This is a genomic window from Streptomyces sp. NPDC048270, from assembly GCF_040652335.1.
Classification (GTDB): Bacteria; Actinomycetota; Actinomycetes; order Streptomycetales; family Streptomycetaceae; genus Streptomyces.
The window spans coordinates 249,949-260,806 of the sequence record NZ_JBEZLV010000001.1 but is presented as its reverse complement, the minus strand read 5'-3'; the positions used below and the strand labels follow the sequence as shown (position 1 = coordinate 260,806).

The 10,858-nt window shown below is 74.4% G+C and carries 1 protein-coding gene; it reads left to right on the top strand.

Annotation, left to right across the window (positions count from 1 at the left end):
* Positions 1–25 precede the first annotated feature (25 nt).
* On the top strand, positions 26–10,849 hold the full coding sequence (locus AB0D66_RS01000; RefSeq protein ID WP_362294642.1) for a type I polyketide synthase: 10,824 nt from the start codon (positions 26–28) through the stop codon (positions 10,847–10,849).
* Positions 10,850–10,858: the final 9 nt, after the last annotated feature.

Sequence of the window (10,858 nt, the reverse complement as noted above, 5' to 3'; positions counted from 1 at the left end):
ACCGCGAAATGATTGGGGCAGTTAAGTGAGTGCGTCGTATGAAAAGGTCGTCGAGGCGCTGAGGAAGTCGCTCGAAGAGGTCGGTTCGCTGAAGAAGCAGAACCGCCAGCTCCTCGGCGCTTCCCGCGAGCCGATAGCGATCGTGGGCATGGCGTGCCGTTTGCCGGGTGGCGTTGCGGGGCCGGAGGACTTGTGGCGCCTGGTGGCCGAGGGCGGGGACGCGATGACGTCCTTCCCCGACGACCGCGGCTGGGACCTGGAGGGTCTCTTCGACCCGGACCCCGACCACGCGGGCACCTCCTACACCAGCCAGGGCGGATTCCTCCACGAGGCTCCGCAGTTCGACGCGGGGTTCTTTGGGATCTCGCCGCGTGAGGCCCTCGCCATGGACCCCCAGCAGCGGCTGCTGCTGGAGACGTCCTGGGAGGCCCTGGAGGCGGCCGGCATCAACCCGGTCTCGCTGAAGGGAAGCGACGTCGGCGTGTTCTCCGGCACGTCCACCCAGGGCTACGGGGCCGGCGCGGACGCGCCGGAGGCCGAGGGCTTCGGGGTCACGGGAACGCTGTCGAGCGTGGCCTCGGGCCGTGTGTCGTACGTGCTCGGCCTCGAAGGCCCGGCGGTCACCGTGGACACGGCGTGCTCGTCCTCCCTGGTCGCGATGCATCTCGCGGCGCAGGCGCTCCGTCAGGGCGAGTGCTCGATGGCGCTCGCCGGCGGTGCGACCGTCATGGCCACGCCCGGCGCCTTCGTGGAGTTCTCCCGCCAGCGCGGCCTGGCCGCCGATGGCCGCTGCAAGGCGTTCTCCTCGGCTGCCGACGGCACCGGCTGGGCCGAGGGTGTCGGCGTGGTCGTCCTGGAGCGGCTGTCGGTGGCGCGTGAGCGTGGCCACCGGGTGCTGGCCGTACTGCGCGGCAGCGCGGTCAACCAGGACGGTGCGTCGAACGGCCTGACCGCCCCGAACGGTCCCTCGCAGCAGCGGGTCATCCGCAAGGCGCTGACCGGAGCCGGCCTCACCCCGTCCGATGTGGACGCGGTGGAGGCCCACGGCACGGGCACGACGCTCGGCGACCCGATCGAGGCGCAGGCGATCCTGGCCACCTACGGCCAGGACCGGAACCCGGAGCAGCCGTTGTGGCTGGGCTCGCTGAAGTCGAACATCGGTCACACGCAGGCCGCCGCGGGTGTGGCGGGTGTGATCAAGATGGTGCAGGCGCTGCGGCACGGTGTGCTTCCGGCGACCCTGCACGTGGATGCGCCCACCCCGCAGGTCGATTGGTCCGCGGGTGCGGTGGAGCTGCTGACCGAGGCGCGGGAGTGGCCGCGGGGCGAGCGCCCGCGCCGGGCCGGCGTGTCCGCCTTCGGCGTCAGCGGCACCAACGCGCACCTGATCCTGGAAGAGGCGCCCGCCGAGGAGGCGGAGTCCGCCTCCGCAGACCAGGCGCCCGCGGGTGTCGTGCCGCTGGTGGTGTCGGCGCGCAGCGCCGCTTCCCTGGCCGGCCAGGCCGGGCGGCTGGCGGCCTTCGTCAAGCGCACCGAGGGGGTGTCGCCGGCGGACGTGGCCGCGGCGCTCGTGTCGGACCGTGCGCTGCTGGCCGACCGCGCGGTGGTGCTCGCCGGCTCGAACGAGGAGGCGCTGGCCAGCCTCGAGGCGCTGGCGCGCGGCGAGAACACGGCCGGTGTGGTCTCCGGCAGCGCGGCCGGTTCGGCCAAGCCGGGCAAGGTCGTGTGGGTGTTCCCGGGCCAGGGTTCGCAGTGGGCGGGCATGGGCCGTGAACTGATGGATGCCTCTCCGGTGTTCGCGGAGCGGATCGCGCAGTGCGCGGCGGCCTTGGAGCCGTATGTGGACTGGTCGCTGGTCGAGGTTCTGCGCGGGGAGACCGCTCCTGAGCTGATGGAGCGCGTGGACGTGCTCCAGCCCGCGAGCTTCGCGGTGATGGTGGGTCTGGCGGCGGTGTGGTCGTCCGTGGGCGTCAAGCCCGATGCGGTGCTGGGGCATTCGCAGGGCGAGATCGCCGCCGCCTGTGTGGCGGGTGCGCTCTCGCTCCAGGACGCGGCGCGGGTGGTGGCGCTGCGGAGCCAGGCCATCGCCAAGGATCTGGCGGGGCGTGGCGGCATGGCCTCGGTCGCGCTGTCCGAGGAAGAGGCCGTCGTGCGGATCGTGCCGTGGGCGGACCGGGTGGAGGTCGCGGCCGTCAACGGGCCGTCCTCGGTGGTGATCGCCGGTGACGCCGAGGCGCTGGACGAGGCCCTTGAGGCCCTGTCCGCCGAGGGTGTCCGGGTTCGTCGGGTCGCGGTGGACTACGCCTCGCACACCCGGCATGTCGAGGACATCCGCGAGGCGCTCGCCGAGACGCTTGCGGGGATCGACGCGCAGGCGCCGAAGGTGCCCTTCTATTCGACCGTCACGGGCACGTGGGTCGAGGACGCCGGTGTCCTGGACGGTGACTACTGGTACCGCAATCTCCGGGGCCAGGTGGGCTTCGGTCCGGCCGTGGCCCACCTGGCCGAGCAGGGCCACGGGGTGTTCGTCGAGGTCAGTGCCCATCCGGTGCTGGTCCAGCCGATCACCGAAACCGTAGACAACGCCGACGCCGGCACCCATGCGGTGATCACCGGCTCGCTGCGCCGCGAGGACGGCGGCCCGCGCCGCCTGCTCGCCTCGATGGCCGAGCTGTTCGTCCGGGGTATCGCGCTCGACTGGAACGCCGTGCTCCCGCAGACGGCCTCCCGGCGCGTGGAGCTGCCGACCTACGCCTTCGACCACCAGCACTACTGGCTCCAGCCGGGCGAGTCGGCCACCGACGCCGCCTCCCTGGGCCAGGCCACGGCCGACCACCCCATGCTGGGCGCCGTCGTACGGCTGCCGCAGTCCGACGGCCTGGTCTTCACCTCCCGGCTCTCGCTGCGCACCCACCCCTGGCTGGCCGACCACGCGATCGGCGGCGTCGTCCTCCTTCCGGGCACCGGTCTGCTGGAGCTCGCGGTACGCGCCGGCGACGAGACCGGGTGCGGGGTTCTGGAGGAACTCGTCATCGAGGCGCCGCTGGTGGTGCCCGAGCACGGCGGCGTACGCGTCCAGGTCGCGGTCGGCGGCCCGGGCGCGAACGGCTCCCGCACGGTGGAGGTGTACTCCCAGCGCGAAGACCTCGTCGACGAGGACGGCGCGGACTCCTGGACGCGGCACGCCAGCGGCATGCTGGCGGTCGCGGCGGCACCCGGCACGGGCCGGGCCTTCGACTTCGCGGCCTGGCCGCCGGCCGGTGCGCAGGCCGTCGAGGTGGGGGACTTCTACTCCGGCCTGGAGGAGCGGGGCTTCGGATACGGTCCGGCGTTCCAGGGTCTGCGGGCGGTGTGGCGCCGTGGCGAGGAGGTCTTCGCCGAGGTCGTCCTGCCCGAGGAACTGCGCAAGGAGGCCGACCAGTTCGGTATCCACCCCGCGCTGCTGGACGCGGCCCTGCAGGCCGGCACCTTCGCCGGTCCGGCGGACGCGGCCGGCGAGGAGTCCGGCGAGGCGGTGCTGGCGTTCGCGTGGAACGGGCTCGTCCTGCACGCCGCGGGCGCCTCCGCGCTGCGCGTACGCGTCGCCCCGGCGGGCCCGGACGCGCTGACGGTCGAGGCCGCCGACGCCACCGGCGGCCTGGTCGTGACGATGGACTCCCTGGTGTCCCGGCCGGTGTCCGCCCAGCAGCTGGAGACCGCGGCGGACACGGCGACCGCCGATTCGCTGTTCGGCGTGGAGTGGACCGAGCTGTCCCCGGCCGAGGGCACCGAGCCCTCGCCGTGGTGGGAGCCGGTCACCGGCGCCGCCGATGTGGAGGCCCTGGCCCAGGGCGCCGGAGCGCCCGCCGTGGCGGTCCTCGAGGCGGTCGGCGGCGACGGCGAGGACGCCGTACTGGCCCTGGCCACCCGCGTGCTGGCCGTCCTGCAGGCCTGGATGGCCGCGACCGGGCTGGAGGAGTCGCAGCTGGTCGTCGTGACCCGCGGCGCGGTTCCCGCCGGTGCCGAGAACACGGTGACCGACCCGGCCGGTTCGGCCGTATGGGGCCTGGTGCGCGCCGCGCAGGCCGAGAACCCGGACCGGATCGTCCTGATCGACGCCGACCCCGCCGGTCCCGGCGACGTGGAACCGGTGCTGGGTGCGGTACTGGCCGGCGGCGAGCCGCAGGTCGCCGTCCGCGGCACCTCGCTCTTCGTCCCCCGGCTCGTCCGGGCCGCAGGTGAGGCCGCCGGCGCTCCCGCGGTCTTCCGACCCGAGGGCACGGTCCTGGTCACGGGCGCCACCGGCGCGCTGGGCGCGCTCGTCGCCCGCCACCTGGTCACCCGGCACGGCGTACGCAGTCTCGTCCTGGCGAGCCGTCGCGGTCCCGGCGCCGAGGGCGCGCAGGAGCTGGTCGCCGAGCTCACCGGACACGGTGCGGCCGTATCGCTGGTGGCCTGCGACGTCTCCGACCGCGGCCAGCTGGAGGCCCTGCTGGCCGCCGTGCCGGCCGAGCACCCGCTGACCGGCATCGTGCACACCGCCGGTGTCTTCGACGACGGGGTGATCCCGGCACAGACCCCCGAGCGGCTCGCGACGGTGTTCGCCCCGAAGGTGGACGCGGTGCGCCACCTCGACGAGCTGACCCGCGGCCTGGACCTCGACGCCTTCGTCGTCTACTCGTCCGTCGCGGGCGTGTTCGGCGGTGGCGCCCAGGGCAACTACGCGGCGGCCAACGCCTTCCTCGACGGGCTGATGTCCAGCCGTCGGGCGGCGGGCCTGCCGGGCCTGTCGCTCGCCTGGGGCCTGTGGGAGCGGACCCTCGGCATGGCCGCGAACCTCAGCAGCGTCGACCAGGCGCGTGCCAGCCGCAGCGGCGTGCTGGAGATCACGGCGGACGAGGGCCTGGACCTGTTCGACGCCGGCCTGCACGCGGACCGCGCGCTGCTGGTGCCGATCAAGCTGGACCTGCGGACGCTGCGCAGCCAGGCCGGCTCCGGCGGGGGAGTGCCGCACCTGCTGCGCGGCCTCGTCCGGACGGGCCGCCAGGTCGCCCGTGCGGCGGCCACCACGGAAGGCGGGCTGGCCGGGCGCCTCGCCGGGCTCACCGCCGCGGAACAGGACGCCCTGCTCCTCGACGTGGTCCGGGCCCAGGCCGCGGTCGTTCTCGGGCACGCCGGGCCGGAGGGCGTCCGGGCGGAGATGGCGTTCAAGGACGTCGGCTTCGACTCGCTCACCTCGGTTGAACTGCGCAACCGGCTCCGCGAGGCCACCGGCCTGAAGCTTCCCGCCACGCTGGTCTTCGACTACCCCACCCCGCTGGCCCTCGCCCGCTACCTGCGCGAGGAGTTCGGTGACGTGGCGCCCGCGCCGGCGGCGCCCGCCGCCGATGCGGGTGAACCGCTCGCGATCGTGGGCATGGCGTGCCGCCTGCCGGGTGGCGTCGCCGGTCCGGAGGACCTCTGGCGCCTGGTGTCCGAGGGCCGGGACGCGGTGTCGCTCTTCCCCGACGACCGCGGCTGGGACCTGGACGGCCTGTTCGACCCGGACCCCGACAGTGCGGGCACCTCGTACACGAGCAAGGGCGGATTCCTCCACGACGCCGCGCAGTTCGACGCGGGCTTCTTCGGGATCTCGCCGCGTGAGGCCCTCGCCATGGACCCCCAGCAGCGCCTGCTGCTGGAGACCTCCTGGGAGGCGCTGGAAGGGGCCGGGATCGACCCGGTCTCGCTGAAGGGCACCGACGTCGGCGTGTTCTCCGGGGTGTCCGGCCAGGGCTACGGCGTCGGTGCGGACGCCCCGGAGCTCGAAGGCTTCGCGGTCACCGGATCGGTGTCCAGCGTGGCGTCGGGCCGGGTGTCGTACGTGCTCGGCCTCGAAGGCCCGGCGGTGACGGTGGACACGGCCTGCTCCTCCTCGCTGGTCGCGATGCACCTGGCCGCGCAGGCGCTCCGTCAGGGCGAGTGCTCGATGGCGCTCGCCGGCGGTGCGATGGTCATGGCCTCGCCCGGAGGCTTCACGGCCTTCTCCCGCCAGCGGGGTCTGGCCGGGGACGGCCGCTGCAAGGCGTACGCGGACGGAGCGGACGGCACGGTGCTGTCCGAGGGCGTCGGTGTGGTGCTGCTGGAGCGGCTGTCGGTGGCGCGTGAGCGCGGCCACCGGGTGCTGGCCGTACTGCGCGGCAGCGCCGTGAACCAGGACGGCGCCTCCAACGGGCTGACCGCCCCCAACGGCCCTTCGCAGCAGCGCGTGATCCGCAAGGCCCTCGACAGTGCGGGCCTGTCCCCGTCCGAGGTGGACGTGGTCGAGGGGCACGGCACCGGCACGGCGCTGGGCGACCCGATCGAGGCGCAGGCCCTGCTGGCCACCTACGGCCGGGACCGGGACCCGGAGCAGCCGCTGTGGCTGGGCTCCCTGAAGTCCAACATCGGCCACTCGCAGGCCGCCGCCGGTGTGGCGGGCGTGATCAAGATGGTGCAGGCGCTGCGCCACGGGGTCATGCCCCCCACGCTGCACGCGGAGGAGCCCACCACCCAGGTGGACTGGTCCGAGGGCGCCATCGAGCTGCTGACCGAGGCCCGCGAGTGGCCGCGCGGCGGCCGTCCGCGCCGGGCCGCCGTCTCCTCGTTCGGCATCAGCGGGACGAACGCCCACCTCATCCTGGAGGAGGCGCCCGCCGAGTCCGCGCGGACCGTCCCGGCCGAGCAGGCGCCCCCGGGTGTCGTGCCGCTGGTGGTGTCGGCGCGCAGCGCCGCTTCCCTGGCCGGCCAGGCCGGCCGGCTGGCCGCGCTCGTCGAGAGCGTCCAGGGCGCCGACTTGGTGTCGCTGGCGGACGTGGCCGGGGCGCTGCTGTCGGACCGTACGGTCTTCGGCGAGCGCGCGGTCATCGTGGCCGACTCCGCCGAGGAGGCCCTGCCGGGGCTGCGGGCACTGGCGCGGGGCGAGAACGCTCCCGGCGTCGTGACCGGCAGCGAAGGTGCGGCCGCCCCCGGCAAGGTCGTGTGGGTGTTCCCGGGCCAGGGTGCGCAGTGGGCGGGCATGGGCCGTGAACTGCTCGACGCCTCGCCGGTCTTCGCCGAGCGGATCGCCGAATGCGCGGCGGCGCTGGACCCGTGGGTCGACTGGTCGCTGCTGTCGGTCCTGCGCGGCGAGACCGCCCCCGAGCTCATGGACCGGGTCGACGTCCTGCAGCCGGCGAGCTTCGCCGTCATGGTCGGTCTGGCCGCCGTGTGGTCGTCCGCCGGGGTCGAGCCCGACGCGGTGCTGGGCCACTCCCAGGGCGAGATCGCGGCCGCCTGTGTGGCGGGCGCGCTCTCCCTCCAGGACGCGGCGCGCGTGGTGGCGCTGCGGAGCCAGGCCATCGCCAAGGACCTGGCCGGCCGCGGCGGCATGGCCTCGGTCGCACTGACCGCGGAAGAGGCCGTGGCCCGGATCCAGCCGTGGGCCGACCGGGTCGAGCTGGCCGCGGTCAACGGCCCCTCGTCGGTGGTGATCGCCGGTGACGCAGAGGCCCTGGACGAGGCTCTCGAGGCCCTGTCGGGCGAGGGTGTCCGGGTCCGCCGGGTCGCGGTGGACTACGCCTCGCACACCCGCCACGTCGAGGACATCCGCGACGCGCTCGCCCAAGCACTGGCCGGGGTCGCCGCCCTGGAACCGAAGGTGCCGTTCTACTCGACGGTCACCGGTGCGTGGGTCGAGGACGCGGACGTCCTGGACGGTGACTACTGGTACCGGAACCTGCGGGGCCAGGTGGGCTTCGGTCCGGCCGTGGCCCACCTGGCCGAGCAGGGCCACGGGGTGTTCGTCGAGGTCAGTGCCCATCCGGTGCTGGTCCAGCCGATCACCGAGACCGCCGACACCACCGGTGGCGATGTCGTGGTGACCGGTTCGCTGCGCCGCGAGGACGGGGGCCTGCGAAGGCTCCTCGCCTCGATGGCCGAGCTCTTCGTCCGCGGTGTCCCGGTGGACTGGAGCAGCGTCCTGCCCGCCGGCGCCACCTCCGCGCACGTGGAGCTGCCGACCTACGCCTTCGACCACCAGCACTACTGGCTCCAGCCCGGCGAGGCGGCCACCGACGCCGCCTCCCTGGGTCTGGCCGGCGCCGATCACCCGCTGCTGGGCGCCGTCGTACGGCTGCCGCAGTCCGACGGCCTGGTCTTCACCTCCCGGCTCTCGCTGCGCACCCACCCCTGGCTCGCCGACCACACGATCGGCGGCGTCGTCCTCCTCCCGGGCACCGGACTGCTGGAACTCGCGGTCCGCGCCGGCGACGAGGCCGGCTGCGGGGTCCTGGAGGAACTCGTCATCGAGGCGCCGCTGGTGGTGCCCGAGCACGGCGGCGTACGCGTCCAGGTCGCGGTCGGCGGACCGGGCGAGACCGGCTCGCGGACCGTCGAGGTCTACTCCCAGCGCGAGGACGCCGTCCGCGAGGGCGGCGCGGACACCTGGACGCGGCACGCCACCGGCATGCTCTCGGCATCGGCCCCCGCGGGCGGTACCGGGTTCGACTTCACCGCCTGGCCGCCGGCCGGCGCCCAGCCGGTCGAGGCCGGGAACCTCTACTCCGACCTGGTCGCGAGCGGGTTCGACTACGGTCCGGCCTTCCAGGGCGTGCGGGCGGTGTGGCGCCGCGGCGACGAGGTGTTCGCCGAGATCGTCCTGCCCGAGGAGCAGCGCAAGGAAGCCGACAAGTACGGCCTCCACCCCGCCCTGCTGGACGCTGCCCTGCAGGCCGGCACCTTCGGTGCGGCGGCCGGAGCGGCCGAGGACGCCTCCCGCGAGCCGGTGCTGGCGTTCGCGTGGAACGGGCTCGTCCTGCACGCCGCCGGTGCCTCCGCCCTGCGGGTACGGGTCGCTCCGTGCGGCCCGGACGCGCTGTCGGTCGAGGCCGCCGACGCCACCGGCACCCTGGTGGTGACGATGGACTCGCTCGTGTCCCGGCCGGTGTCCGTCGAGCAGCTGGACGCCGCGGCGGCGGACGAGAGCCGCTCCTCCATGTTCGGCGTCGAGTGGACCGAGCTGTCCCTGGACGCCGGACTGGATCCTTCGCCCTGGTGGGTGCCGGTGGGCACGGCCGACGACGTGGCGGCCCTCGCCGAGGACGCGGCATCGGGCCTCGGCGTGCCGGAGGCGGCGGTCCTGGACGCGGTCGGCGGCGACGCCGAGGACGCCGTCCTGGCCCTGTCCTCCCACGTGCTGGAGGTCGTCCAGGCGTGGCTGGCCGGGACCGGGCTGGAGGAGTCGCGGCTGGTCGTCCTGACCCGTGGCGCCGTCCCCGCCGGTGACGGCGCGGTCACCGACCCGGCCGGCTCCGCGGTATGGGGTCTGGTGCGCGCCGCCCAGTCGGAGAATCCCGACCGGATCGTCCTGCTCGACACCGACCCCGCTGCCGACGGCAACGTGGAGCTGGTGCTCGGTGCGGTGCTGGCCGGCGGCGAACCTCAGGTCGCGGTGCGCGGAACGACCTTCTCCGTCCCCCGGCTCGTCCGGGCCGGCGAAGAAGTCGCGGACGGTACCGCGCTCTTCCGGCCGGAAGGCACCGTCCTGGTCTCGGGCGCCGGTTCGCTGGGCGCTCTGGCCGCCCGCCACCTCGTCACCCGGCAGGGCGTGCGCCACCTGGTGCTGGCCAGCCGGAAGGGCCCGGACGCCGAGGGCGTGGCGGACTTGGCAGCCGAACTCACCGAGCAGGGTGCCACGGTGTCGGTGGCGGCCTGTGACGTCTCCGACCGCGGCCAGCTGGAGGCCCTGCTGGCCGCCGTGCCGGCCGAGCACCCGCTGACCGGAATCGTGCACACCGCCGGTGTGTTCGACGCCGGAGTGGTCGGGACGCTGACCCCGGAGAGCCTCGCCCACGTGTACGCGCCGAAGGTGAACGCGGTGCAGCACCTCGACGAGCTGACCCGGGGCACGGACCTCGACGCGTTCATCGTCTACTCCTCCGCGTCGTCAGTCTTTATGGGAGCTGGTAGTGGCGGATACGCCGCGGCGAATGCTTTCCTGGACGGGTTGATGGCCCAACGGCGAGCGGCCGGCCTGCACGGTCTTTCGCTCGCCTGGGGACCGTGGGACACGGCCACCAACCTGGGGGACACCATCGACGACCTCACCAAGGCTCAGATGAGCCGGCGTGAGGGACGCGGTGGCATCACGGCACTCAAGCCGGCCGAGGGCATGGAGCTGTTCGGTGCGGCCCTGGGCTCCGGACGGGCCCTGCTGGTGCCGGTCAAGCTGGACGTGCGGGGTGCGCGCGCCGACGCGGCGGCCAGTGGCGGAGTTCCGCCCCTGCTGCGCGGTCTGGTGCGGGTCGGCCGGCAGCAGGCGCAGGCGGCGGCCGCCGGCGACGACCGCCGGCAGCTGTCCGACCGGCTCGCCGGGCTCGGTGCGGCAGAGCAGGAGGCTCTGCTGCTCGACCTGGTGCGGGCTCAGATCGCGGTCGTGCTCGGCCACTCCGGGCTGGAAGGCGTGCGGGCGGAGACGGCGTTCAAGGACGCCGGGTTCGACTCGCTCACCTCGGTGGAACTGCGCAACCGGATGCGGGAGGCGACGGGCCTGAAGCTTCCGGCCACGCTGGTCTTCGACTACCCCACCCCGGTGGCGCTCGCCCGCCACCTGTGCGACGAGCTCGCGGTCGACCAGGCGTCCCCCGCCGACTCGGTACTGGCCGGCCTCGCCGGTCTGGACGCGGCCATCCAGTCCGCGGCGTCCGACGAGGAGGCCCGGGACCGGATCGCCGTACGCCTGCGGGAACTGCTGAAGGCGGCCGAGACGGCAGGCGGTCCCACCGGAGCCGCGGGAGCGGCGGACGTGTCCGACCAGGACCTCGAAACGGCCAGTGACGAGGACCTGTTCGCGATCTTCGACCGGCTCGACTGAGCCGGACCG